The sequence below is a fragment of the Acidimicrobiia bacterium genome (assembly GCA_035948415.1).
In the GTDB taxonomy this organism is placed as follows: domain Bacteria; phylum Actinomycetota; class Acidimicrobiia; order IMCC26256; family PALSA-555; genus PALSA-555.
Map to the genome: position 1 here is coordinate 18,495 of DASZJD010000096.1, position 23,909 is coordinate 42,403.

Here is a 23,909-nt window from a genome sequence, read left to right on the forward strand (position 1 = left end):
TGGGCCGGTGGGACGGCCCGGACTCCTCGGCTACCCGGCCAGCCTCCTCCTCGCGGGGCGGCGCTGCGTCGTCGTCGGCGCGGGCCGGGTCGCGGCCCGCAAGATCGACGGGCTCCTCGAGGCCGGCGCCGCCGTGCACGTGGTCGCGCCCGACCTCGGGCCCGAGGTGCTGGCGTGGCGGGACGCGGGGCGGGTGACCGTCGACGAGCGGGCCTTCCAGCCCGCCGACCTCGACGAGGCATGGCTGGCGACGGCGGCGACCCCCGACCCGGCCGTGAACGCGGCCGTCTACGAGGCCGGCGAGGCCCGGCGGGTCTTCGTGAACGCCGCCGACGACCCCGCCCACTGCTCGCTCACGCTGATGTCGGTGGTGCGGCGGGGCGACCTCGTCGTCACCATCGGCACCGGGGGCCGCAGCCCGGCCCTCGCCACCTACCTGAAGGAACACGTGGCCACCGAGATGGGGCCCGAGTGGGAGGTGCTGCTCGAGCTGCTCAGCGAGGAGCGCGAGCGCCTCCGCGCCGCCGGCACGTCGACCGAGACCGTCGATTGGCGACGGGCCATCGATTCCGGCATGCTCGACCTCATCCGCACCGGGCGCGTGGCCCAAGCGAAGGAGCTGCTCCGGGCGTGTCTCTCGTCGTCGTCGGACTGAACCATCGCACCGCGGCGGTCGACCTCCTCGAGCGGATGACCGTCGCCGCCCCGGGCCTCCCGAAGGCGCTCCACACCCTGGCCGGGCGGGAGCACCTCGCCGAGGTGGTCCTGCTCTCCACGTGCAACCGCACCGAGGTGTACGCCCGCTCCACCCGGTTCCACGCGGGCGTCGACGACGCCCGGCACTTCCTCGCCGAGCTCGCCGGCCTCGATCCCGACGACCTCGCCGAGAGCCTGTACACGTACCACGACGACGCCGCGGTGGCGCACCTCTTCGGCGTCGCCGCCGGGCTGGACTCCATGATCATCGGCGAGGCCGAGATCCTGGGCCAGGTCCGCGAGGCCTGGCGGACCGCCGAGCGGGAGGGCACCGCCGGGCCGCTGCTGTCCCGCACCTTCCGGCACGCGGTCCACGTCGGCAAGCGGGCCCGGCACGAGACCGGCATCGGCCGGCACGCCGTGTCCGTCTCGTCGGCGGCGGTCGCCTTGGCCGCCGATCGGCTCGGGTCGCTGTCCGGGCGGCGGGTGCTGGTCCTCGGGGCCGGCGACGTCGCCGTGGGCATGGCGGTGGCCCTCGCCGGCGCCGGCGTGGGCGAGATCGTCGTCGCCAACCGCTCCCGGACCCGGGCCCGTGAGCTGGCCCGCCGCGTGGACGGCCGGGCCATCTCGCTCGACGAGGTCCCCGACGCCCTCGTGGACGCCGACGTCCTCCTCGCGTCGACGAGCGCGCCGGGCACGCTCATCGAGCGCGGCGACATGGAGACGGTCATGGATCGGCGTGGGGACCGGGCTCTGCTCGTCGTCGACGTCGCCGTTCCCCGTGACGTCGACGCCGGCGTCGGCCAGGTGTTCGGGATCACCCTCCTCGACATCGAGGCGCTCCGCGCCTTCGGCGAGCAGTCCCTCGAGCAGCGGCGCGCCGAGGTGGGCAAGGTCCGAGTCATCATCACCGACGAGCTCGACCGGTTCCGTGTCGAACGCTCGGCGCGGGAGGTCGCGCCGATCGTCGCCGCCCTCCACGCCCGGGGGGACGCCATCCGCGCCGCGGAGCTCGAGCGCCGCGCCGCGCGGCTCGCCGAGCTGGACCCCGCCGCCCGAGCCGTCGTCGAGCAGGTGACCCGGGCCGTCGTGAACAAGCTCCTCCACGAGCCGACCGTCCGCGTCAAGGACGCCGCCGGCTCGGCCGCTGGCGAGCTCCTCGCCGACGCGCTCGCCGACCTGTTCGCGCTCGACGAGTGACCCGGCCGCTGCGGGTGGCGACCCGCGGCAGCGCGCTTGCCCGCTGGCAGGCCGAACGGGTCCTGGCCCGGCTGGACCGTCCGGGGGAGCTCGTGATCGTGACGACCGCCGGCGACCGTCGGGCCGGCGTGCCGATCCGCGAGCTCGGCGGGCGCGGGGCCTTCACGAAGGAGATCCAGGACGCGGTCGTCGCCGGGCGCGCCGACGTCGCGGTGCACTCGGCGAAGGACCTGCCGTCCATCACCCCGCCGGGCCTCGTCCTGGCGTGTGTCCCGGAGCGGGCCGACCCCCGCGACGCGCTCGTCGGCGGCTCGCTCGACGCCCTGCCGACCGGCGCCCGGGTGGCGACCGGGTCGGTGCGGCGGCGCGCCCAGCTCGCGCACGCTCGCCCGGACCTCACGTTCGCGGAGCTGCGCGGCAACGTCCCGACGCGCGTCGCCCGGGCCGCCGACCACGACGCGGTGGTAATCGCGCTCGCGGCTCTCGAGCGGCTCGGCCTCGTCGACGCGCGGGTGCACCCGCTCGACCCGACCGTGGTCCTGCCCCAGGTGGCCCAAGGCGCGCTCGCGGCCGAGTGCCGGGCCGACGACGAGGACACCCGCGCCCTGCTCGCCGCGGTCGAGGATCGCGCGGCGCGCCGCGCCGTCGACGCCGAGCGGGCCTTCCTCGCCGAGCTCGGCGGCGGGTGCGACGTGCCCGCGGGTGCCCTGGCCGTCGCGGACGACGCTGGGGTGACGCTCACGGCGATGCTGGCGTCGCTCGACGGGCGAATCCTCCTGCGGGCCACCGCCGCCGACGCCGACCCGGCGCGCGCCGGGCGGGACGCGGCCCGGCGGCTCCTGGACCGCCACGGCGGGCGCATGCTCCTCGAGGACGTGGCGTGACCCGCGAGCCGTGACCGTCTACCTCGTCGGGGCCGGTCCCGGCGACCCCGGGCTCTTGACCCGACGGGGCGCCGAGGTGCTGGCCCGCGCCGACGTCGTCGTCTACGACCGGCTGGCCGCCGACGCGCTCCTCGAGCTGGCGCCCGCGTCTGCGGTGCGCATCTCGGTCGGGAAGGCGCCGGGGGCGGCCGAGGCCACCCAGGACGAGATCAACGCGCTGCTCGTCGAGCACGGCCGCGCCGGTCGCGAGGTGGTGCGGCTCAAGGGTGGCGACCCGTTCGTGTTCGGACGCGGCGGCGAGGAGGCCGAGGCGCTCGCGGCGGCGGCGATCCCGTTCGAGGTCGTGCCGGGTGTCACCAGCGCGATCGCCGCGCCCGCATACGCCGGCATCCCGGTCACGCACCGTGGCGTCGCCACGCACGTCACCGTGGTCACCGGTCACGAGGACCCGGCCAAGGGACGCGTCGACGTCGACTGGGAGCAGCTCGCCCGCGTCGGCGGGACCATCGTGGTGCTGATGGGCGCGGCGCGCATCGGCGGCATCGTCGACCGGCTCCGCGCCGGCGGCCTCCCCGACGACACGCCGGTCGCGGCGGTGCAGCACGGCACTCGCCCCGACCAGGTCACCCGACGAGCCACCCTCGGCTCGATCTCGGCCCTCCGGGTCGAGCCGCCGGCCGCGATCGTCATCGGCGCCGCCGCCGCCCTCGACCTGGCCTGGTTCGAGCGGCGACCGCTGTTCGGCCGCACCGTCGTGGTGACCCGAGCCCGCGAGCAGGCCAGCGGCCTGCGGGCCCGCCTTGAGACGCTCGGGGCCCGGGTCGAGGAGCTGCCCGCCATCGTGGTCGAGCCGCTGCCGGTCACCCTCCCCGACCTGACGCGGTACGCCTGGCTCGTCCTCACCTCCGCCAACGGGGTCGCGACCCTCTTCGACGAGGGACTGACGCCGACGGGCCGGGACGCCCGGTCCCTCGCCGGCCTGCGCGTGGCCGTGATCGGGCCCGGCACGGCCGCCGCCTTGGCCGCCCGGGGTGTGCACGCCGACCTGATCCCGGACCGCTTCGTCGCCGACGCGCTCGTCGACGCCTTCCCACCCGGGGCCGGCGAGGCGGTGCTCGTGGCCCGGGCCGAGCAGGCGCGCGACGTGCTCGTCGACGGGCTCGAGGCTCGGGGCTACGCGGTCGACGTCCTCCCCCTCTACCGCACCCGACCGGTGCCATCCGACCCGGCGGTCCTGGCGCGGGTCCGGGCCGGCGCCGTCGACGCGGTGACGTTCACGTCCTCCTCGACGGTCACGAACTTCTGCGACGCCGTCGGGCCGCTCGACCCGCAGCCCCTCGTCGTGTCGATCGGGCCGGTGACCTCGGAGACGGCCCGCGCCCGCGGGCTGCGCGTCGACGCCGAGGCGACCGAGCACACCATCGACGGGCTGGTGGCGGCCCTCCTCGAGGTGCTGGCCTGACGCCCGGGCCGAGGGGCGGCGCCGGGGTGGCGCCCTACCATCGCGGCATGGCGTTCCCCGAGCAGCGGCCTCGACGGCTGCGGCGCACCCCGGCGCTGCGACGCCTCGTGGCCGAGACCCGCGTCGAGGTCGACGACCTCATCGCGCCGCTCTTCGTGAAGGAGGAGCTCCGGGAGCCGGAGCCGGTCCCCTCCATGCCCGGCGTGGTCCAGCACAGCCTCGAGAGCCTCACGAAGGAGGCCCGCGCCCTCACCGACCTCGGCCTGCCGGCGGTCGTGCTCTTCGGCGTCCCGACGCGGAAGGACGCGCGGGGCTCCGGCGCCGACGACCCCGACGGGGTGGTGCCGGTCGCGCTCCGGGCCCTGCGGGACGAGGTGGGCGACGACCTGGTCCTGATCGCCGACACGTGCCTCGACGAGTACACCGACCACGGGCACTGCGGCCTCGTGGGCCCCGACGGGACCGTGGACAACGACGCCACCCTCGGGCGGTACGCCTCGGCGGCCGTCACCCAAGCCGCGGCCGGCGCCGACGTCGTCGCCCCCTCCGGGATGATGGACGGCCAGGTGGGCGCCATCCGCGGCGCGCTCGACGACGCCGGGCACGCCGACACCGCCATCCTCGCCTACGCGGCGAAGTACGCCTCGGCGCTCTACGGGCCCTTCCGCGACGCCGCCGAGTGCGCGCCCCGGTTCGGCGACCGTCGTTCCTACCAGCTCGACCCGCCGAACGGCCGGGAGGCCGTCGCCGAGACCCTCCTCGACGTCGCCGAGGGCGCCGACCTCGTGATGGTCAAGCCCGCCCTGGCGTACCTCGACGTCGTCGCGCGCGTCCGCGCCGCCGTCGACCTCCCCGTCGGCGCCTACCACGTGAGCGGCGAGTACGCGATGGTGGAGGCCGCGGCCGCCAACGGGTGGCTCGATGGCGACGCGGTGATGCGCGAGCACCTGACGGCGATCAAGCGCGCTGGGGCCACCTTCATCCTCACCTACGCCGCGCGTCGCGTCGCCGAAGCCCGGCGGTGAACGAGGACCTCCAGGCCCGGGCCCGCCTCCGCATCCCCGGCGGCGTCAACTCCCCGGTGCGCTCGTTCGCGAGCGTGGGCGGCGACCCGTTCTTCGTCGCCCGCGGCGAGGGCGCGTACCTCGTGGACGTGGACGGCAACCGGTACCTCGACTACGTGCAGTCCTGGGGGGCCTCGATCCTCGGCCACGCCCACCCCGTCGTGGTGGAGGCGGTGCAGCGCGCCGCCGCCGCCGGCACCTCGTACGGGGCGCCGACGCCCGGGGAGGTCGAGCTCGCCGAGGCGGTCGCGACGCGCGTCCCGTCGGTCGAGCAGCTGCGGCTGGTGTCGTCGGGCACCGAGGCGGCGATGACCGCGGTCCGGCTGGCCCGGGGGGTCACCGACCGACCGAAGATCTTGAAGTTCGCCGGCTGCTACCACGGGCACGTCGACGCGCTCCTCGTCGACGCGGGCAGCGGGGTGGCGACGCTGGGACTGCCCGGCTCGGCCGGCGTGACCGCCGGCGCGGTCGGCGACACCCTCGTCGCCCCGTTCAACGACGAGGCCGCCGTCGACGCCGCCTTCGCAGCCCACGGCGACGACCTGGCGGCCGTGCTCGTCGAGCCCGTCGCCGCCAACATGGGTCTCGTCGCCCCGCACCCCGGGTTCCTGGCCGGGCTGCGGCGCCGCTGCGACGAGGCCGGCGCGCTGCTCGTCGCCGACGAGGTCATCACCGGCTTCCGGGTCGGACCGGCCGGCGCCCAGGCGCGGCTCGGCTTCACCCCCGACCTCACCCTGTTCGGCAAGGTGCTCGGCGGCGGGCTCCCGCTCGCCGCAGTCGGCGGACCGGCGGCGATCCTCGCCGGCCTGGCCCCCGACGGCCCCGTCTACCAGGCCGGCACGCTGGCCGGGAACCCGCTCGCCACCGCCGCCGGGCGGGCCGTGCTCGGGTGCCTGGACGCCGCCGCCTACGACGAGCTCGAGGGCCGCGCCCGCCGTCTCGCCGACGGGGTCGCGGACGCGATGGCCGCCGCGGGCGTGGCCGCCCAGGTGCCGAGGGCGTGGACGCTGTGCGGGCTGTTCTTCGCCGACGGGCCCGTCACCGACTACGCCGGCGCCCAGGCCGCGGACGCCAAGCGCTACGCCCGGTTCTTCCAGGCCATGCTGCGCCGCGGCGTCTTCCTGCCCCCGAGCCCCTTCGAGACCTGGTTCCCGAGCCTCGCCCACGAGGACGCCGACCTCGCGGTGACGGTCGAGGCCGCCGGCGAGGCCGCCGCCGAGGTCGCGGACTAGCCGCGGCGTTCCTGGTCCCGGGCCCGGCGCCGGACCCGGTCCATGAAGAAGAGCGCGAAGCCGATCGCGAACACCATGAGGGCGAAGGCGATGAACGCCACCGCCCCCGACCCGTTGTCGCGGGAGCCGGCGTCGACGAGCTGCTGCGCGCCGGCCGGGACCGCCGAGCCCGCCAGGGCGGCCAGGGCGGCGAGGCCGCCGACGACGAGGCGTCGCATCGGTCGCATGGGCATCCTCCTCATGGGCTCACCGCGGAGCGCCGACGAGCGGCCGGGACTCACGCTCGGGAAGGGCGCTGGCGCGCTCGGCGGCGGCCTTGGTGGCGCGCTCGTCCTTCTCCCGCCAGTGGAGCGCGAGGAGGCCGAGGCCGAACAGGATCGACGAGCAGAGGAAGGCGACGAACGGCGGGATCCGCAGCGATCCGTAGTTGAACTTCAGGATCGCGAACCCGCTCTTCGTCGAGGTCGGGTCGCACACCGGCGTCGGGGGAGGGAGGCCGAACGGCAGGTTGTTCGGGAGCACGCCACAGAACTGCACCACCCCGTAGAGGGGCTGGTGGTTCAGCTGCCAGTCGAGGAGGCGCGGCTTGCTGCCGCCGACCTCGTAGTACTTCACCTCCTTGAAGTCGGTCACGGTCTGGAACCGGGCGAACTGATTCTGGTTCGGGGGCAGCGGGATGTTGGCGACGGGCTGGACGGTGACGAGCTTGGCGTCGACCGCGGCCTTGATCGTCGCCGCCACGGTGGTGCTCACGACCCGGCCGACTCGTGGCGCGTCGCGGACCTCGGGGGACAGCGCAGGGTCGTTGAGGTTGTTCACCACCTTCTGCACCTGCCACGCCGGGATCGTGCCCCGCAGCGTGTTCAGCGGTGAGGTCGTGAGCATCCACAGGACCGTGAGCAGCACCATGAACCCCATCAGGCCGGTGAACGCGACGAGGAATCCGAGCCGGGCGCCGAGGTTCGTCGCCAGCAGCACGTACACCGACCCGCAGAACAGCCCGATCGCGGCCACCACGACGAGGATCCCGATGATCGTCGGGTACCAGATGCCGCTCGGCGGCGGCTTGGTGATGGTCTGGGCGAGGAGTGTGAGCACCGGCGCTCCGCGGGCCTACAGGCTGCGCTCGTAGTCGACGATCTCGGCGATCTGCTGGGCGGTAAGCAGGGCGCCGAAGTGGGGCATCCGACCCGACGAGATGCCCCGGGTGCCGTACGGCTGGTTGGCGGGCACGCCGGCCGTCACCCACTGGACCTGCTGGGTGCGCCCGGTCTGGCCGGGGAACTGGATCAGGACCGACCCGCCGTTGAGGGGCGGGCCGAAGGCGCCGCTGCCCTGGGCCGCCGGCGCGGGCTGGCTGAGCTTCGTCGGGTCGTTGAAGGACCAGTTCTTGGTGTGGCAGCGGGCGCAGTTGACCCGGAAGAGGATCGCGCCCTCGCTGAGGCTCTGCACCTCGGCGTTGTTCCGCTGGGCCGCCTGCAGCTGCGCCTGCAGCTGCGAGACCTGGGCCTGGAAGCTGCTGATGGCCGCGGCCGGCGCGCCCTTGGTCTGGGCCTGCGCGAGCTGGGCCTGCGCCGCGCTCAGGCTCTGGCTGGTCGTGGTCACGAGGTCGGCCGCCTGCTGCTTGTAGGTCGCGACCGCGGTCGCCGACTCCTTCTGCGCCTGCGTCGGGGAGATCTGGATGCTGTTGATGAAGTTCACGAGGTCCTCGATTCCCTGCTCACCGAGGACTCCCTTCCCGCTGGCGACCCCCCATGCGGGCATGGGGGTGCCGGGTCTCCCGTACGTGATGATCTGGGTCACCTGATCTCGGGAGAACCGGAACAGCTCGGTGTTCAGCGCCGGCGCCTGCCACGACACCTGCTGCGGGAGGCACTGCGGCACGCTGGCGTTGCTCTGGTTCTGCGGCAGCTGGCAGAGGTCGGCCTCGGGCGGCAGCGTGAACGGCGCCTGCCCGCCCTCGCCGTGCACGCCGTGGCAGTTGGCGCAGAGCAGCGACGTCGTGGGGTCATAGAACGGGCTCTGCTGGTTCGCGAACAGCGTGGCGCCGCGGTGGACCGACTCCTTCAGGAACTCGTTGGACGCGGTCGCCTCCCGGTTGGGCTCGACGAGGAAGTACACGGGCAGCGCCACCGCGAGGACGACCGTGAAGAGGAGGGCCCAGCCGAGGACCCGCTCGAGCTTGCGGCCCTCGAGGTCCTCGTCGGGCAGGCCCGGGGCCAGGTTCAGCGGCGGGCGCGGCTCGGGGTTCCGACGCAGGCTGACGACGCGCCAGACGACGAAGCCGCCGAGGGCCAGGACGACGACGCCGTTCAGGACGGCGATCGCGGACTCGAAGCTCACCGCGCCTCGGTCCCCGCCTCGCCGGCGCCGGGCCCGGACGCCGCCGCCGTCACACGCACGGCGCGCCTTCCGCCGCCTGCCCGGTGGTGTCGGTGCCGATGGGCGGCCCCTGGATGATGGTGCCGGTGTCGACGACCATCGAGCCGCCCGACAGCGAGAACGGGAACCGGTCGAGCCCGCGCGGCGCCGGCCCGCCCCGCTTCTCGCCGACCCGGTTGTACTTCGAGCCGTGGCACGGGCACTCGAACCACTGCGAGGTCAGGCACCACGGCACCCGGCACCCGAGGTGCACGCACCGCTGGTAGAGGGCGACGTAGCCGAGCTGCAGGCCGCTGAGGATGATGGGCGCGTAGATCTTCTTCGCCTTCGGGAGCGCGTCCTTCGGGTACGGGTTGATGTACACCTTCGCAGTGGCGTTGTAGTACGGCGTCTTCTTGGCGATGGCGGCGTCGATGTCCGACTTGTTCCCGATGTTGATCTTGCTGCCGAACCCACCCGCACTCGACGCTCCCGGCCAGAGGAACCCGAGCGCGGCGGCGCCGAAGCCGCTGACGGCCAGGAGCATGCCGGTCAGGATCCCGCGGTTGAAGAACTGACGACGAGTGATCCCCAGCTCCTCATCGTCGACCGGCTCGTAGCGGGTGACGCCCCGCTCGCCGGCGGGGACCGGGAGGCCGCCGCCGCTCTCGATGGCGCGTCGCGACTCGTCGGCGCGCTGGCGCGGGTCCTCGCCCGCCACCGGCTCGGCGCCCTCCGGGGCGCTCGGCGCCGCCTCCGGGGGCGGCTCGCTGGCGTCGGCCCGTCGCGTCTCGCGGCTGAGCCGGCCGGTGGCTCGCCGGCGGGCGGTGCCGACGACGAACAGCCCCGCCAGCCCGATGAGGACCAGGACGCCGACGATGATGACCGCCACCGATGGCTCCTACAGCTCGAAGAACGTCCCGTTGTTCCACGGGAAGACGAAGTTGAAGCCCTCGCCGCGGAAGAACGAGCCGATGATGACGAGCACGGCCCAGAGCATGACGAAGATCGTGAAGACCGCGATGGCGAACTTCCGGTCCTTCGGGAAGTGCGAGGGGTTCTTGTCGACGTAGGGCGCGACCGCGAGCAGGCCGAGCCCGATCCCCGGGATCGTCACGCCCGCCACCATCGGGTGGAACATCGTGAGCAGCTCCTGGAGGCCCAGGAAGTACCACGGCGCCTTCGACGGGTTCGGCGTCTTGTTCGTGTCGGCGAGACCCAGCAGCGGAGCCTTGATGACGGCCGAGAAGATCGTGAGCGCGGCCATGACGATGAGGATCGACGCGAACTCGATGACCAGCAGGTGCGGCCACACGTGCACCTTGTCCTGGGCCTCGGCGCGCGTCTGCTGGATCGAGCCGGACTTGACGACGGTGAGCAGGCGCTGGGTGTGACCGCCGGGGCCGGTCGCGGTCGGGGCGGGCGGGGCGGCGACCGCCGTGGCCGCGCCCGCGCCGACGCCCGCCGCCGCGGGGGCGGCCTCGCCGGCGACGGTGGCCCGCCGCTTCTTCGACCGCTCGAGCAGGTGGGCCGGGATCTTGGCGCCGCCGGGCGTCTCGACGTCCTCGCCGCCGCCCTCGGCCCCCGCGCCGGCGTCCGCGGCCGGTGGGGCCTCGGCCGCGGGGGCTTCGGCGTCGGCCGCCTCCGCCGCCGGCGCCTCGTCCTCCTCGCCCGGCACCGGGAGCCCCAACGCCTTGCGGCGCTCGCGGGACCGCCGCAGCAGGTGTTCGGGAACCTCAGCCACGCTCCTCCTCCGTGCCTACAGCGGACCCGAGAGGCCGCCGTCCTTGCGGACCCGCCAGAAGTGGACGGCCATGAAGATGACGATGACGAACGGCAACAGCAGCACGTGCAGCACGTACCATCGCAGCAAGGTCTGGTCGCCGATCTGCTGCGACCCGAGCAGCACGTATTTGACGCTGCTCCCGAACACGGGCGTGTACCCCATCATGTTCGTGCCCACCGTCACCGCCCAGAGCGCCAGCTGGTCCCACGGGAGCAGGTAGCCGGTGAACGACAGGAGCAGCGTCAGCGTGAGCAGGATTACGCCGATCACCCAGTTGAACTCCCGGGGGGCCTTGTAGGCGCCGTGGTAGAAGACGCGGCACATGTGCAGGAACACGGTGAGCACCATGAGGTGCGCCGCCCACCGGTGCATGTTCCGCACCAGCGACCCGAACGTGACCGCGGTCTCGAGTGTCCGGATGTCGTTCCAGGACGTCGCCGTGGTCGGCCGGTAGAAGAACATCAGGAAGATGCCGGTCACGGTCAGCAAGATGAAGAGGAAGAACGACATCCCGCCGAGACACAGCGTGTAGGACACCTTCACGGCGTGCCGCTTCACCTTCACGGGGTGCAGGTGGTACAGCACGTTGTTCATGATCACGTAGGACCGGTTCCGGGGGCTGTCCGTGTAGCCGCGCCGGTACACGGAGCCGGGCCGGAAGATGGAGTTCCACGCCTGCGAGCCACGGAGCCGTTCGTCGACCTTGTCGAGCGCGGCCGCGACGCGCACCCGGCCCCGCCCGTTGCCGTCGCTGCCGTTGCCGTTGGGCACGAACCTGTCTCCTCGCTCGTCGGGGCGCCGGCCGGCGCCCCTAGAACCGCACCCCGTACGCGTACCCGTGCCGGTTCGTGCGGGTGTGCGTGTCGCCGACCGCCTCGTCGCCGCCGAGCTTCCCGAGGATGATCACGCCGGTCGGGCACCGGTCGACACACAGCGCGCAGCGCGTGCAGACGTCCTCGTCGACGATGAACGCCACGTGGTCGTGCGGGTCCTCGCCCGGCTGGTCAGTCCCGACGGCCTCGGCGATCGCGCCGACCGACACCATGTGAATGCACTTCCACGGGCAGATGTCGACGCAGCCCTCGCACAGGATGCACTCGGCCTGGTCGATGTGGAGGAACTGCTTCGGCTTCACCGACTGGGTCAAGAAGGCCGGGTCCACCTCTTGGAGCTGGTAGTCGGTCACGAAGTCCGGCATGGGGGGATTGGCGTCGGTTCGGGCCACGGCTACCCCTTCACCCGCAGCGGCCGACCGAACCGCGACCGCCGAGCCGGTGCGCCCTCAACGGCGGCCGGGGCCTCCCGCACCTCGTGGCGGCGCTGCCACATCACCCACAGCTTCAGGTTGGCGCCGAGCAACGCGACGTAGATCACCGTCGTCACGACGTCCCGCAGCGCCGGGAAGTCGAGGTTGAAGGGCCAGTGCCAGGGGAGGAACAGCATCTGCTCGCTGCTCCTCCAGACGAACTTCGTCGTGTCGCCCCACTGCAGGTAGGCGTTGGCGTAGTTCAGCCACTCGCTCGGGACGATGGCGTAGCCGACCACGAAGAGCCCGAACACGCCGACGGCGCCGGCGAACGCCTCGGCCCACGTCGCCGGCTCCTCGGGCCCGCGGCCCCGGCTGCTCGCCGCCATGAGGAGCCCGTGCCCGACCAGCGCGAGGGCGGTGGCCCAGACGACCAGCGTCTGCACGCTCGGGAGCACCCGCGCGCCCACGACGCCGACGACGAGGATGGCCGGGAAGGCGAGGTAGCCGACACGATCGGGGAACGGCCGCTTCAGGAGGGGGCGCTTCATCATCGTCACCACGAAGATCAGCCCCACGACGAGCGCCAGCGAGCCCCAGATCAGCCGGCCGGCGGGCCGGATCCACGGCAGCCAGTCGGGCATCAGGTTGGGCATGCCGCCGGTGCTCCTCCTCGTCGGGCCGTCGGGCCCTGGAGAGCCAGGCCCTCAAGAACCCTTGTCCCGTCGGCGTTCCTACCACGCTAACTGCGGAACCGGCATATCGGGACGCAGCCGGTGGTCGGTCCGGCCGACGGCGATGGCACGATGTCCGCGATGGGCCCGAGCGACCGCTTCGACGTGCTCGTGGTGGGCGCCGGGCCGTCGGGCGCCGCCGCGGGGGCCTGGCTCGCCGACGCCGGCCACCGGGTCCTCATCGTCGAGCGCAAGGCGTTCCCTCGCGAGAAGACCTGCGGCGACGGGCTGACCCCCCGCGCCGTCCGCCAGCTCGAGGACCTCGGCCTCGCCGACGAGCTCGCCCCCCATCTCCGGGTCGAGGGCCTGCGGTCGATCGCCCACGGTGTCACCCTCGAGCTCCGATGGCCCGAGCACCCCGACTTCCCCGACTACGGGTACGTGATCCGTCGGCGCGACCTCGACACCCTGGTCGCGGACCGGGCGGTGAAGGCCGGGGCCACGCTCCGGACCGGGACCGAGGCGGTCGAGCCCACGACCGACGGCGGGCTCGTGACCGGCGCCGTGCTGCGCGGAGACGGGGGCACCGAGGCGGTGAGGGCCCGCTACGTGGTCGTCGCCGACGGCGCCAACTCGCGGTTCGGTCGGGCGCTGGGTACGACGCGCGACCGCAGCTACCCGCTCGGGATGGCGGTGCGCGGATACTTCCAGAGCCCGTACCACGACGAGCCGTGGATCGAGAGCCACCTGGACCTCCAGGACCGCCACGGCCACCATCTCCCGGGCTACGGCTGGGTCTTCCCGCTCGGCGACGGGACGGTGAACGTCGGCGTCGGGCTGCTCTCGACGTTCGCGGGGTGGAAGGACGTCAACACGACCTCGCTCATGTCGGCGTTCTGCGAGACCGCGCCGGCCCGGTGGCGGATCGGCCCCGACACCGCGTGTGGCGCGCCGACCGGCGGCAAGCTCCCGACCGGGCTCTCGGTGTTCCCGAAGGTCGGTCCGACCTGGTGCACGGTCGGGGACGCCGCAGGTTCGGTGAACCCGTTCAACGGCGAGGGCATCTCCGTCGCCTACGAGACCGGCCGATTCGCCGCCGAGGCGCTCGACGAGGCGCTGCGCACCGGCGACGGCCTCGCCCTCCGGCGCTACCCCGAGCGCCTCGAGGCCGAGTACGGGCTGTACTTCAAGGTCGCGCGCTCGTTCGTCCGGGCCATCGGCAACCCGGCCGTCATGCGCGAGCTGACCCGGGTCGGCTTCCTGTCCCGCTCGCTCATGGAGTGGGTGCTGCGCATCATGGCCAACCTGCTGCGGCCCGACGAGCTCGGCCCGGCGGAGGCCGCGTACCGGATCGTCGAGCGCCTCGTCGCGATCGGTCCGGAGCCCTAACCGACGCGCCCACGATGCCGTCGCCGTCGCGGCTGGTCGCCGACCAGCCGGCTTTCCTGCCCGCCAGAGACGTCCGATAGCCTGCGCGCGCCGGCGTCCCTCGGCCGACTTGGAGGGTCCGCGTGACGCAGTACCTGCCGATTTTGGCGATGGTCGTCTTGGTGCTGCTCTTCGTGAGCCTCTCGTTCGCGGTGTCGGGCCTGCTCGGCCCGCGCCGGCGGCCGACGTCGGCGAAGGAGGCGCCGTACGAGTGCGGGATCGTTCCCGAGTCCGAGCCCGCGGAGCGCTTCCCGGTCCGGTTCTACCTCGTCGCGATGGTGTTCATCGTCCTCGACGTCGAGATCATCTTCCTCTACCCGTTCACGACCGTCCTGAAGTCGCTCGGCGCCTACGGGCTCGTCGCGATGGGCGTCTTCCTGCTGGTGCTCCTCGTCCCGTTCGGGTACCTCCTGTCCACGGGCGCGGTGGAGTGGGGACCGGCCCGCCGCGGCGTCACGCGCGTCGCCCCGCGGCGGATCGTGAGGGTCCGCGGCAGGCCGGGTCGCCACGGGCTGGACCCCAGCCGGACGTCGGGCGAGGAAGCCGCCTGACGATGGGGCTCGAGCAGATTCCTCACAACTTCCTCACCGGGCGCCTCGAGGACCTCGTGCGATGGGCGCGACAGCGGTCGATGTTCCCAGCCACGTTCGGGCTGGCCTGCTGCGCGATCGAGCTGATGGCCGTCGGCGGCGCCCACTACGACTTGGCGCGCTTCGGCATGGAGATCTTCCGGGCCAGCCCGCGTCAGGCCGACCTCATGATCGTCGCCGGGCGGGTGAGCCAGAAGATGGCTCCGGTGCTCCGGCAGGTCTACGACCAGATGGTCGACCCGAAGTGGGTGATCTCGATGGGCGTCTGCGCCAGCACCGGCGGCATGTTCAACAACTACGCGCTGGTGCAGGGCGTTGACCAGATCGTCCCCGTCGACGTGTACGTGCCGGGGTGCCCGCCCGGTCCCGAGACCCTGTTCCACGGCATCCTGACCCTCCACCAGCAGGTCCGGACCGGCGAGCTGCTGCGGCGGCGGCAGGCGACCGGCGCCGGCGCCGGCCTCCAGGTCGGGCAGCGGGACGGGATCCCCTCCCACGTCCAGCCGATCCCGGTGCGCCGGAAGTCGGCCTGACCGACGCAAGCGCAGGCGATGGCCACCGAGCACGAGCAGGGCGCGACGCCCCCGGGCGACACCGTCGACGAGGTCGCGGCGGCCGTCGCGGCGCGCTTCCCGGGCAGCGTGGTGTGGGTGTCGCACGGCCAGCCGGTCGTCTACGTCGACCGGCCCGCCTGGCGCGGCGTGGCGGTGTTTCTGCGGGACGACGAGCGGTTCACGCAGTGCCTGGACGTCACCGCGGTCGACCACCTGGTCGACGAGGAGCGGGTCGCCGTCCCCGGCGTCACCGTGGAGCGGTTCGAGGTCGTCGCCAACTTCCTGTCGCACCCGCGCAACCGCCGCCTCCGGGCCATCTGCGAGGTGCCGGAGGGGGACGCCTCGGTCGCCAGCCTGAGCGGCCTCTATCCCGGCGTGAACTTCGCTGAGCGCGAGGTGTTCGACCTGTTCGGCATCGTGTTCGAGGGCCATCCCGACCTCACCCGGATCCTGATGCCGGACGACTGGGTCGGGTACCCGCTGCGCAAGGACGACGCCCCGGCTCGGATCCCGGTCGAGTTCAAGGGCGATCCGGCCCCGCGATGAGCGAGCCGATTCAGGTTCCGGCGGTCGAAGAGGCGCGGCTCGAACGGCAGACCGACGAGGGCGACCAGCAGCTGTCGCCGGCGCGGGGCGAGGTGATCGCCGGCGGCGTGTGGCCCGAGGGCGACGACACCATGATCATCAACATGGGGCCGCAGCACCCGTCGACCCACGGGGTGCTGCGCATCATGTTGGAGCTCGACGGCGAGACCATCGTGCGCTCCAAGCCGGTGATCGGGTACCTCCACACGGGGATGGAGAAGACCGGCGAGGAGCTCACCTACGTGCAGGGCGGCACGAACGTCACGCGGATGGACTATCTGTCCCCGTTATCGAACGAGCTCGTCTACTCGATGGCGGTCGAGCGCCTGCTCGACCTCGAGGTCCCGCCGCGGGCGGTGTGGATGCGCATGCTGCTCGTCGAGCTGAACCGGGTGGCCTCCCACCTGCTCTTCCAGGCGACGAACGGGCTCGATCTCGCGGCCACGTCGATGATGATCTACGGGTGGCGGGAGCGGGAGCTGACCCTGCGCTTCCTCGAGGCCGTGACCGGTCTGCGGATGAACAACAACTTCATCCGGCCGGGCGGCGTGGCCGCCGACCTCCCGGACGGCTGGCGGGCCGACCTCGACCAGCTCTGCACCACGGTCGAGCGGGGCGTCCGTGACTACGTCGACCTCCTGGCCGAGAACCCGATCTGGCTCGAGCGCCTGGTCGGCGTCGGGACCATCTCGACCGCCGACGCCATCGCGCTCGGGCTCACCGGCCCGATCCTGCGGGCGACCGGCTTCGCGTGGGATCTACGCAAGGCCCAGCCCTACCTCGCGTACGACGACGTCGACTTCGACGTCGTGTGCGGGGAGCGGGGGGACTGCTACGACCGGTACCACGTCCGGCTCCACGAGATCCTCGAATCGGTGAAGATCGTCCGGCAGTGCGCCGATCGCATGCCCGCCGGCGACTACCGGGTCCAAGACCGCAAGGTGACGCCACCGCCGCGCGCTCGCATCGACGAGTCGATGGAAGCCCTCATCCACCACTTCAAGCTGTTCACGGAGGGGTTCCGGGTGCCTCCGGGCGAGACGTACGTCGCCATCGAATCGCCGCGTGGCGAGATCGGCTGCTATCTCGTGTCCGACGGGACCGGCAAGCCGGTTCGCCTCCACATCCGTGGCCCCTCCCTCTACAACCTGCAGGGCATCAGCTCGATGGCCAGCGGTGCCTTGATCGCCGACGCCGTGGCCATCGTGTCCAGCGTCGACCCGATCCTCGGCGAGGCGGACCGCTGATGGCGTTGACGGACGCGGACCGGCGGCGCGCCCGAGAGCTGATCGAGCGGTACCCGTCGCCGAAGTCCGCCCTGCTGCCCCTGCTGCACCTCGCGCAGGACCGCGACGGCTGGGTGGCCCCTGAGTCCATGGAGGAGCTGGCGGCGATCCTCGGGCTCTCCCCGGCCCAGGTGCTCGGCGTGTGCTCCTTCTACTCGATGCTGAAGCGCGAGCCGGTGGGGCGACTTGTGGTCTCGGTGTGCACGAACGTCTCGTGCATGGTCAACGGCGGCTCCGAGCTCTTCACCCAGCTCCACGACCGGTTCGCGGCCAACCCGGACGTGACCGTCGAGGAGGTCGAGTGCATCGCCCACTGCGACCACGCCCCGGCCTACCAGGTCAACTACGACTTCCACGGGCCCGCCGACGCTGACGCGGCCGCCGACGTCATCGAGCGGTACGAGCGCGGCGAGCTCGCGGCCCGCACGATCTCGGGGACCTCGCCCGCGGAGGTGCCGTGATGGCGGACCCGTCCCACGAGACCCTCGTCGTCACCGAGTTCCTCCGGGCCCGAACCGACGACTCGTGGACGATGGAGGCCGCGCGCACCCACAACCGCGCCTACCAGACGGTCGAGCAGGCCTTCGCGATGGGACCCGAGGCCATCACCGCCGCCGTCACCGACTCGGTGCTGCGCGGCAAGGGCGGCGCCGGGTTCGGAACCGGGCAGAAGTGGTCGTTCCTGCCGAAGGCCGCGTTCCCGCGCTACCTCTGCGTGAACGCCGACGAGGGCGAGCCCTGCACGTTCAAGGACCACATGCTGATCGAGCGTGACCCCCACCAGCTCCTCGAGGGCATCATCATCTCGTCCTACGCCATCCAGACCGACCTCGCCTTCGTCTACGTGCGCGGCGAGTTCGCGCTGGGCGCCGAGCGCCTCGGCCAGGCCATCCGCGACGCGTACGCGCAGGGTTTCCTCGGGGCCAACATCCTCGGATCGGGGTACCGCCTCGACGTCGTCTTGCACCGAGGCGCGGGCTGCTACATCGCCGGTGACGAGACCGGCCTGCTCTCCAGCCTCGAAGGCGAACGCGCCATGCCGCGCATCAAGCCACCCTTCCCCGCCGCCCAGGGCGTCTACGCGGCCCCGACGATCGTCAACAACGTCGAGACCATCTCGACCGTCCCCCACATCATCCGGCGCGGCGCGCAGTGGTACAACGCGATGGGCGCGAACCGGTCGACGGGGACGCGGATCTTCTCGGTGTCGGGCCACGTCCAGCGGCCGGGCAACTACGAGGTCGAGCTCGTCAAGACCAGCTTTCGCGACCTGATCGAGGGCCTCGCCGGCGGCGTGCGCGGCGGGCGGGAGCTCAAGTTCTTCGTGCCCGGCGGCGCGTCGTCACCCTGGTTGCTCCCCGAGCACCTCGACGCCCCGCTCGACATGGACTACGTGCAGGGCGAGCTCCGGTCGATGCTCGGCTCCGGCGCGGTGATGGTCTTCGACGAGACGACCGACCCGATCCTGGTCGCGTGGCGGCTGGCCAGGTTCTTCGCCCACGAGTCCTGCGGTAAGTGCACCCCGTGCCGAGAGGGATCGGCCTGGATCGAGAAGGTGCTCTACCGAATGGCCCACGGCCAGGGTCGACCCGACGACCTCGACCTCCTGCTGTCGTTCGGCAACAACATCGTGCCGGGGCTCAACGCCCCGTTCGCCCAGACGACGATCTGCGCCCTCGGCCCGAGCACGATGAGCCCGGTCGTGAGCCTCGACCGGTGGTTCCGCGACGAGATCCTCGAGCGGATGCACCGCGACGAGCAGCGTCGCCGCGCCATGGAGGTCGTGCCGGCGTGACCCTCGACGCGGTCCCGATGTCGCAGTGGCCGTCGCTCCACCGCTACACGATCCCGGTCCAGCCGGGCCCGGACACGGTCACGGTCACGATCGACGGTCGCCCCGTCCCGGCGCGCCACGGCGAGCTGCTCATCCGGGCGGCGCAGGACCACGGCGTCTACATCCCGCGCTTCTGCTGGCACGAGCGCTTGAAGCCAGTCGGCATGTGCCGGATGTGCCTCGTCGAGGTCGAGGGGATGCGAGGGCTGCAGATCTCCTGCGCCACCCCCGTCGCCGACGGCATGGTGGTCCACACCGCGAGCGACGCAGTGAAGACGGCCCAGGACGGCGTGCTCGAGTTCCTGCTCATCAACCATCCCCTCGACTGCCCGGTCTGCGACCGGGGGGGTGAGTGCCCGCTCCAGGACCAGACCCTGGCCTTCGGGCCCGGGGAGTCGCGCTTCATCGAGGAGAAGCGACACTTCGCGAAGCCGATCCCGATCAGCGAGCTCGTCCTCCTCGACCGGGAGCGCTGCATCCAGTGCGGCCGCTGCACCCGATTCGCGGCCGAGGTCGCCGGCGACCCCCTGATCGACTTCGGGGGGCGAAGCGGCGACACCGAGGTGATCATCTACCCCGGCGAGCCCTTCCACTCCTACTTCTCGGGCAACACGGTCCAGATCTGCCCGGTCGGTGCGCTGACGGCGCGCCCGTACCGCTTCCGCGCCCGTCCGTGGGACCTCGACGCGACGGAGACGACCTGCACCGCGTGCGCGGTCGGCTGCCGCGGCTCGCTCGAGTCGACCACGAACCGCCTCGTCCGGCTCCTCGGGGTCGATTCCGAGCCGGTGAACCAAGGCTGGTTGTGCGACAAGGGGCGGTACGGCCTCGACTGGGTGCACAGCGACGCCCGAGTCCGAGCGCCGCTCGTCCGCCAGGCCGGGGAGCTGGTCGAGGCGACCTGGCCCCGGGCGCTCGAGCGCGCCGCCGACGCGCTGCGCCACACCGTCGACGCTGGCAGCCCCGACGAGATCGCGGTGCTCGGCGGCGGCCGTGGGACCAACGAGGACGCGTACGCGTGGGCCCGCCTCGCCAAGGGCGTGCTCGGCACCGACCACGTCGATGCCCAGCTCGGCGACGGCCTCCCGGCCGACGTCGTGCTCGGCATGCCGCGCGCCACGATCGCCGACCTCGACCGCGCCCGGGCGATTGTGCTCCTCGCCCCGGACCTGAAGGAAGAGCTCCCCGTCCTCTACCTCCGAGTGCGGCGCGCCGCCGCCGACCTCGGGGTGCCGGTCGTGGACGTGGCCGCCCACGACCACGGGCTGACGCCGTACGCGACCGCCGTGTTCCGCCACGTCCCCGGCGAGTCGGCCGACGCCGCCGCCGCGGTGGGCAAGGCCCTGGCCGGGAAGGGGAAGTCCGACGCCGCGCGTGCGGTCGCAGCCGCGACCGCCGACCGGGACGGCCCGGTCGTGGTCGTGCTCGGGCGGGCGTCGGTCGCCGAGCAGGCGGGCGCCGCCGTGCACGCCGCGGCCGTGCTCGCCGAGGGGCCCGACACCCGGTTCCTGTCGGCCCTCGGGCGAGGCAACGTGCACGGGGCGCTCGACCTCGGGCTCGCACCCGGGTTCCTCCCCGGGCGGGTGACGCTCGACGCCGGCCGGGCCCACCTCACGCGAGCGTGGGGCCGAGTCCCCGACCGCGTCGGCCGGGACGCCGAGGGCATCCTGCGGGCCGCGGCCGACGGGCAGATCCGCACCCTCGTGCTCCTCGGCTCCGACCTGCTGGCCGACTTTCCCGACCGCACCCTGGCCCGCCAGGCCCTGGACCGCGTCGAGACGATCATCGCGGTGTCGGCGTTCCTGAACGCGTCGGCCCACCTCGCCACCGTCGTGCTCCCGCCCACGCTCTGGGGGGAGCAGGCGGGGAGCACCACGAACCTCGAGGGGCGCGTGCTCCGGCTCGGCCGCCGGGTGACCGCCGACGGGTCCCCGCTCGAGTCGTGGCGCATCCCGATCGAGCTGGCGGCGCGCCTCGGCGTGGACTTCGACCTCGAGACCGTCGACGAGGTCCAGGACGAGATCGCCCGGGTGGCGCCCGCCTTCGCCGGCGTCGACGCCGACTTGCTGCGGCGCGCCCGGGACGGCGTCGTGCTGCCGCTCGCCGATCACGTCGCCGAGCTCGCGTTCGGCGTCGGCGCCCCCGGCGGGCGGCCCTCCTGGGAGCCGATCCCCCCGACTCCCGAGGCGCCGGGCGCGCCGCCGGAGGCCGACAGGGCGGCGGCCGACGCCGCGACGGACCTCGACGTGCCGACTCCCGCCGTCGCGCTGCACCGGTGGGAGCGCCGCGGGGAGCCGCCGACCCCGACCCCCGTCGACGCGTACGCTCTGCGCCTCGTGGCCGCGCACACGATGTACGGCGCCGACGACATCGTGGCGGCCACGCCCGCCCTCGCGCCGCTGATGCGCTCGGCCGAGCTCGGGCTCAGCGCCCGGGACCGCGACCGCCTCGGCGTGCACGACGGCGAGCGGGTGCGCGTGACCGCAGCCCGGGGATCCGTCGAGCTGGCGGTCCGGACCGACGCCCGCGTCACGCCCGGGACGGCGTTCCTCCCCACCAACGTCGCCGGCCCGGGTGCCGCCGACCTCATCGACGTCGACGCCCCCGTCACCGACCTGCGCGTGCAGACGATCTCGTGAACCCGTTCTCGGGCGGGGACCCGCTCTTCAACCACGGCGTCGACCTCACCGTCGTGGTCATCCTGGTGGTGAAGACCTTCGTGGTCTTCGGGCTGGTGCTGGTCTCGGTCCTCATCTACATCTGGTTCTTGCGGAAGGTCATCGCCGACATGCAGAACCGGGTCGGGCCGAACCAGGCCGGCCCGTTCGGGGTGCTCCAGACCCTCGCCGACGGGGTCAAGCTCTTCTTCAAGGAGCGCACGACCCCGACGACGGCCGACCGCCCCGTCTACCTCCTGGCGCCGTTCGTGTCGGCGCTGGCCGCGTTCCTGGCCTTCGCCATCGTGCCCTTCGGCGGCGTGGCGCGACTCGGGAGCCACACCACGTTCCTCCAGCTGGCCGACCCTCCCGTCGGTGTGCTGTGGCTGCTGGCCATGTCGGGCCTCGGCGTGTACGGCGTCATGCTGGCCGGCTGGTCGTCGGGGTCGAAGTACCCGCTGCTGGGGTCGGTGCGCGCCTCGGCCCAGCTGCTGAGCTACGAGGCCGCCGTCGGCCTCTCCGTCGTCGGCGTCCTCGTCCACACCAACACCCTCTCGACCCGAGGAATCGTCCTGCAGCAGGCCTGGGGGAAGTGGGACTCGTTCGTGAGCCAGTGGCTCTGGCTCCCAGCGATCGGCGCCCTCGTCATCTTCCTGATCTCGGCCACGGCCGAGACCAACCACCCTCCGTTCGACTTCTCGGAGGCCGAGGAGGAGCTCGCCGGCGGCTACCACCTCGAGTACTCGGGGATCCGGTTCGCGATCTTCTACCTGGCCGAGTTCATGAACGTGATCACGATGTCGGCGATCGCGGTGACGCTCTTCTTCGGCGGGCCGTCAGGCCCGAGGCTGGGTTTCCTCGACCAGCGCGGCTGGGTGAACGTGTGGATCGTTCCGGTCTTCTGGTTCCTGCTGAAGCTCTGGGCCGTGCTGTTCGGCACCGTCTGGATCCGGGCGTCGCTGCCGCGGCTCCGGTACGACCTGCTCATGGACCTCGGCTGGAAGGTCCTCATCGAGGCCGCGTTCCTGTGGGCGATGGTCACCGGAGTGATCGTCGTGGCTCGCGACCGAGGCTGGAACCTGTGGATCGTGACCCCGGTCGCGGCCACGGCGGCGCTCCTCGTGTACGGCTTCCTCATGGCGTGCGTGCCCCGCGCCGGCGAGCTCGAGGAGATCCGCTGATGGGCCGGCTCTCCGGCTTTCGCGTCACCTTGAGCCAGATGTTCAAGCCTCGGGTCACCGAGAACTACCCGGAGGAGAAGCGGCCGAAGCCGCCGCGCTTCCACGGCCGCCACGTCCTGAACCGCTACGAGGACGGGATGGAGAAGTGCATCGGCTGCGAGCTGTGCGCCGGCGTGTGCCCGGCCCGCTGCATCTACGTCCGCGGCGCCGACAACCCGCCCGACGCACCCGTCTCCCCGGGGGAGCGGTACGGCTTCGTGTACGAGATCAACTACCTGCGGTGCATCCACTGCGACCTCTGCGTCGAGGCGTGCCCGACGGAGGCCATCACCGAGACGAGCCTGTTCGAGTTCTCGTTCCCGCGCCGCCAGGACGCGATCTACACCCGCGACGAGCTGCTCGTCGGCGACGACGGCCGGGCCCGCCGGCAGCCCTGGGAGCTCTGGCTGGGTGGCGAGGACGACGACACGAGCGCGTGGATGCGGGCCACCTCGCCGTCGGGCAACGCGATGTACGAAGGCCGGGTGGCCTGGTCGGGCGAGCTCGGCTTCGGCGTGCGTGAGCCGGAACGGGGCCAGCTCGAGGATGCGCCGGCACTGCCCGCGGGCGAGCTCGGTCCCGAGTCGTGACCGTCGCGCTCTTCTTCATCTTCGCCGGTCTCACCCTCGCCGGCGCGGTCGGGGTCGTGCTCGGTCGGAACCCGGTCCACTGCGCGCTGTTCCTCGTGCTCACGCTCGTCAGCGTGGCCGTGCTGTTCCTCATCCAGGACGCGCAGCTCGTCGCCGCGGTGCAGATCATCGTCTACGCCGGCGCGATCGTCGTGCTGTTCCTGTTCGTGATCATGCTGCTCGGTGTCGATCGCCCGGAGCGGCTCGAGGAGCCGCTCCGCCTCCAGCGCCCGGTCGCGCTCGGGCTGGGCGCCCTCGTCCTGGCCGAGGTGCTGTTCCTCGCCGGGCACCGGTGGGCGACCGGCGCCAAGACCGCCCGCGGCGTCGGGATCACCGGCGGGGCCTTCGGGAGCAACATCGAGCGGGTTGCCCGCGTCCTCTTCACGACCTTCTTGTGGCCGTTCCAGATCACCGCGGTGCTGCTCGTGATCGCCGTCGTCGGCAGCGTGGTCCTCGCCCGCCGGAGCGGGGAGCGGCCGGACCGGGAGCCGGCCGAGGGCGGCCCGCAGTGATCGCGGCGC

At 72.9% G+C, this 23,909-nt stretch carries 25 protein-coding genes; 17 read left to right on the plus strand and 8 right to left on the minus strand.

The genetic code is table 11. The annotated features are described in order from the left end of the window. Positions 1 to 7 precede the first annotated feature (7 nt). The 6 genes from VG869_13255 to hemL are packed head-to-tail and all read left to right on the plus strand — an operon-like array spanning position 8 to position 6,538. Positions 8 to 655 (plus strand): bifunctional precorrin-2 dehydrogenase/sirohydrochlorin ferrochelatase, encoded by a 648-nt coding sequence (locus VG869_13255; protein HEV3452153.1) that lies wholly within the window; start codon positions 8 to 10, stop codon positions 653 to 655. Then, on the plus strand, positions 631 to 1,896 hold the full coding sequence (locus tag VG869_13260) for a glutamyl-tRNA reductase (GenBank protein HEV3452154.1): 1,266 nt from the start codon (positions 631 to 633) through the stop codon (positions 1,894 to 1,896). Before VG869_13255 ends, VG869_13260 begins: the two co-directional genes overlap by 25 nt. After that, complete coding sequence (gene hemC / locus VG869_13265) at positions 1,893 to 2,780, plus strand: hydroxymethylbilane synthase (protein ID HEV3452155.1); 888 nt, start codon at positions 1,893 to 1,895, stop codon at positions 2,778 to 2,780. The genes VG869_13260 and hemC overlap by 4 nt, the downstream gene beginning before the upstream one ends. A gap of 10 nt (positions 2,781 to 2,790) precedes the next feature. Next, positions 2,791 to 4,242 (plus strand): uroporphyrinogen-III C-methyltransferase, encoded by a 1,452-nt coding sequence (gene cobA, locus VG869_13270; GenBank protein HEV3452156.1) that lies wholly within the window; start codon positions 2,791 to 2,793, stop codon positions 4,240 to 4,242. Between the two features lie 47 nt (positions 4,243 to 4,289). Then, a complete protein-coding gene (gene hemB, locus VG869_13275; protein HEV3452157.1) occupies positions 4,290 to 5,267 on the plus strand; it encodes a porphobilinogen synthase in 978 nt (325 codons plus the stop codon). Beyond that, on the plus strand, positions 5,264 to 6,538 hold the full coding sequence (gene hemL, locus VG869_13280; GenBank protein ID HEV3452158.1) for a glutamate-1-semialdehyde 2,1-aminomutase: 1,275 nt from the start codon (positions 5,264 to 5,266) through the stop codon (positions 6,536 to 6,538). The genes hemB and hemL overlap by 4 nt, the downstream gene beginning before the upstream one ends. Here the strand turns inward: hemL and VG869_13285 are convergent. The 8 genes from VG869_13285 to VG869_13320 form a co-directional block, all read right to left on the minus strand. Beyond that, a complete protein-coding gene (locus tag VG869_13285) occupies positions 6,535 to 6,765 on the minus strand; it encodes a hypothetical protein (protein ID HEV3452159.1) in 231 nt (76 codons plus the stop codon). The two genes, hemL and VG869_13285, sit on opposite strands and share 4 nt — an antisense overlap. A gap of 19 nt (positions 6,766 to 6,784) precedes the next feature. Beyond that, positions 6,785 to 7,636 carry a hypothetical protein gene (locus VG869_13290; protein ID HEV3452160.1) on the minus strand — a complete coding sequence of 284 codons (852 nt, stop codon included), beginning with the start codon at positions 7,634 to 7,636 and terminating at the stop codon, positions 6,785 to 6,787. Positions 7,637 to 7,651: 15 nt separating this feature from the next. Beyond that, a complete protein-coding gene (locus VG869_13295; GenBank protein HEV3452161.1) occupies positions 7,652 to 8,881 on the minus strand; it encodes a cytochrome c in 1,230 nt (409 codons plus the stop codon). A gap of 49 nt (positions 8,882 to 8,930) precedes the next feature. Next, positions 8,931 to 9,791 (minus strand): Rieske 2Fe-2S domain-containing protein, encoded by an 861-nt coding sequence (locus VG869_13300; protein HEV3452162.1) that lies wholly within the window; start codon positions 9,789 to 9,791, stop codon positions 8,931 to 8,933. Between the two features lie 9 nt (positions 9,792 to 9,800). Continuing rightward, positions 9,801 to 10,643, minus strand: a complete 843-nt coding sequence (locus VG869_13305; protein ID HEV3452163.1) for a menaquinol-cytochrome c reductase cytochrome b subunit — start codon at positions 10,641 to 10,643, stop codon at positions 9,801 to 9,803. A gap of 15 nt (positions 10,644 to 10,658) precedes the next feature. Continuing rightward, positions 10,659 to 11,348: a selenite/tellurite reduction operon b-type cytochrome ExtP gene (gene extP, locus VG869_13310; GenBank protein ID HEV3452164.1), complete on the minus strand. Its 690-nt coding sequence runs from the start codon at positions 11,346 to 11,348 to the stop codon at positions 10,659 to 10,661. A 148-nt stretch (positions 11,349 to 11,496) separates the two neighbouring features. Then, the gene (locus VG869_13315) at positions 11,497 to 11,883 is read right to left on the minus strand and encodes a 4Fe-4S binding protein (GenBank protein HEV3452165.1); all 387 of its coding nucleotides are present in this window, start codon (positions 11,881 to 11,883) and stop codon (positions 11,497 to 11,499) included. Positions 11,884 to 11,912: 29 nt separating this feature from the next. Further along, the gene (locus VG869_13320) at positions 11,913 to 12,587 is read right to left on the minus strand and encodes a hypothetical protein (protein ID HEV3452166.1); all 675 of its coding nucleotides are present in this window, start codon (positions 12,585 to 12,587) and stop codon (positions 11,913 to 11,915) included. Positions 12,588 to 12,746: 159 nt separating this feature from the next. Here VG869_13320 and VG869_13325 point away from each other — a divergent pair, with 159 nt between their 5' ends. The 11 genes from VG869_13325 (at position 12,747) to VG869_13375 (ending at position 23,900) form a co-directional block, all read left to right on the plus strand. After that, complete coding sequence (locus VG869_13325; protein HEV3452167.1) at positions 12,747 to 13,994, plus strand: geranylgeranyl reductase family protein; 1,248 nt, start codon at positions 12,747 to 12,749, stop codon at positions 13,992 to 13,994. A gap of 122 nt (positions 13,995 to 14,116) precedes the next feature. Next, the gene (locus VG869_13330) at positions 14,117 to 14,584 is read left to right on the plus strand and encodes an NADH-quinone oxidoreductase subunit A (protein HEV3452168.1); all 468 of its coding nucleotides are present in this window, start codon (positions 14,117 to 14,119) and stop codon (positions 14,582 to 14,584) included. Positions 14,585 to 14,586: 2 nt separating this feature from the next. Continuing rightward, positions 14,587 to 15,156 (plus strand): NADH-quinone oxidoreductase subunit B family protein, encoded by a 570-nt coding sequence (locus tag VG869_13335; protein ID HEV3452169.1) that lies wholly within the window; start codon positions 14,587 to 14,589, stop codon positions 15,154 to 15,156. 18 nt (positions 15,157 to 15,174) lie between these two features. Beyond that, the gene (locus VG869_13340) at positions 15,175 to 15,723 is read left to right on the plus strand and encodes an NADH-quinone oxidoreductase subunit C (GenBank protein ID HEV3452170.1); all 549 of its coding nucleotides are present in this window, start codon (positions 15,175 to 15,177) and stop codon (positions 15,721 to 15,723) included. Continuing rightward, positions 15,720 to 17,009 (plus strand): NADH-quinone oxidoreductase subunit D, encoded by a 1,290-nt coding sequence (locus tag VG869_13345; GenBank protein HEV3452171.1) that lies wholly within the window; start codon positions 15,720 to 15,722, stop codon positions 17,007 to 17,009. Before VG869_13340 ends, VG869_13345 begins: the two co-directional genes overlap by 4 nt. Continuing rightward, positions 17,009 to 17,509 (plus strand): NAD(P)H-dependent oxidoreductase subunit E, encoded by a 501-nt coding sequence (locus VG869_13350; protein HEV3452172.1) that lies wholly within the window; start codon positions 17,009 to 17,011, stop codon positions 17,507 to 17,509. Before VG869_13345 ends, VG869_13350 begins: the two co-directional genes overlap by 1 nt. Then, positions 17,509 to 18,843, plus strand: a complete 1,335-nt coding sequence (gene nuoF / locus VG869_13355) for an NADH-quinone oxidoreductase subunit NuoF (protein ID HEV3452173.1) — start codon at positions 17,509 to 17,511, stop codon at positions 18,841 to 18,843. The genes VG869_13350 and nuoF overlap by 1 nt, the downstream gene beginning before the upstream one ends. Then, entirely contained in the window at positions 18,840 to 21,521 is a 2,682-nt protein-coding gene (nuoG, locus tag VG869_13360; GenBank protein ID HEV3452174.1) for an NADH-quinone oxidoreductase subunit NuoG, read from the plus strand. Before nuoF ends, nuoG begins: the two co-directional genes overlap by 4 nt. Next, entirely contained in the window at positions 21,518 to 22,720 is a 1,203-nt protein-coding gene (locus VG869_13365) for a complex I subunit 1 family protein (GenBank protein HEV3452175.1), read from the plus strand. Before nuoG ends, VG869_13365 begins: the two co-directional genes overlap by 4 nt. Continuing rightward, positions 22,720 to 23,349: an NADH-quinone oxidoreductase subunit NuoI gene (gene nuoI, locus VG869_13370; protein HEV3452176.1), complete on the plus strand. Its 630-nt coding sequence runs from the start codon at positions 22,720 to 22,722 to the stop codon at positions 23,347 to 23,349. Before VG869_13365 ends, nuoI begins: the two co-directional genes overlap by 1 nt. Continuing rightward, positions 23,346 to 23,900 (plus strand): NADH-quinone oxidoreductase subunit J, encoded by a 555-nt coding sequence (locus VG869_13375; GenBank protein HEV3452177.1) that lies wholly within the window; start codon positions 23,346 to 23,348, stop codon positions 23,898 to 23,900. The genes nuoI and VG869_13375 overlap by 4 nt, the downstream gene beginning before the upstream one ends. Positions 23,901 to 23,909: the final 9 nt, after the last annotated feature.

Bases quoted from the DNA above. Each gene is read 5' to 3' on its own strand.
- hemB (HEV3452157.1), top strand. From the start codon at position 4,290: ATGGCGTTCCCCGAGCAGCGGCCTCGACGGCTGCGGCGCACCCCGGCG.
- VG869_13285 (HEV3452159.1), bottom strand. From the start codon at position 6,765: ATGCGACCGATGCGACGCCTCGTCGTCGGCGGCCTCGCCGCCCTGGCC.
- VG869_13315 (HEV3452165.1), bottom strand. From the start codon at position 11,883: ATGCCGGACTTCGTGACCGACTACCAGCTCCAAGAGGTGGACCCGGCC.
- VG869_13320 (HEV3452166.1), bottom strand. From the start codon at position 12,587: ATGCCCAACCTGATGCCCGACTGGCTGCCGTGGATCCGGCCCGCCGGC.
- VG869_13325 (HEV3452167.1), top strand. From the start codon at position 12,747: ATGGGCCCGAGCGACCGCTTCGACGTGCTCGTGGTGGGCGCCGGGCCG.
- VG869_13335 (HEV3452169.1), top strand. From the start codon at position 14,587: ATGGGGCTCGAGCAGATTCCTCACAACTTCCTCACCGGGCGCCTCGAG.
- VG869_13340 (HEV3452170.1), top strand. From the start codon at position 15,175: ATGGCCACCGAGCACGAGCAGGGCGCGACGCCCCCGGGCGACACCGTC.
- VG869_13345 (HEV3452171.1), top strand. From the start codon at position 15,720: ATGAGCGAGCCGATTCAGGTTCCGGCGGTCGAAGAGGCGCGGCTCGAA.
- VG869_13350 (HEV3452172.1), top strand. From the start codon at position 17,009: ATGGCGTTGACGGACGCGGACCGGCGGCGCGCCCGAGAGCTGATCGAG.
- nuoF (HEV3452173.1), top strand. From the start codon at position 17,509: ATGGCGGACCCGTCCCACGAGACCCTCGTCGTCACCGAGTTCCTCCGG.
- nuoI (HEV3452176.1), top strand. From the start codon at position 22,720: ATGGGCCGGCTCTCCGGCTTTCGCGTCACCTTGAGCCAGATGTTCAAG.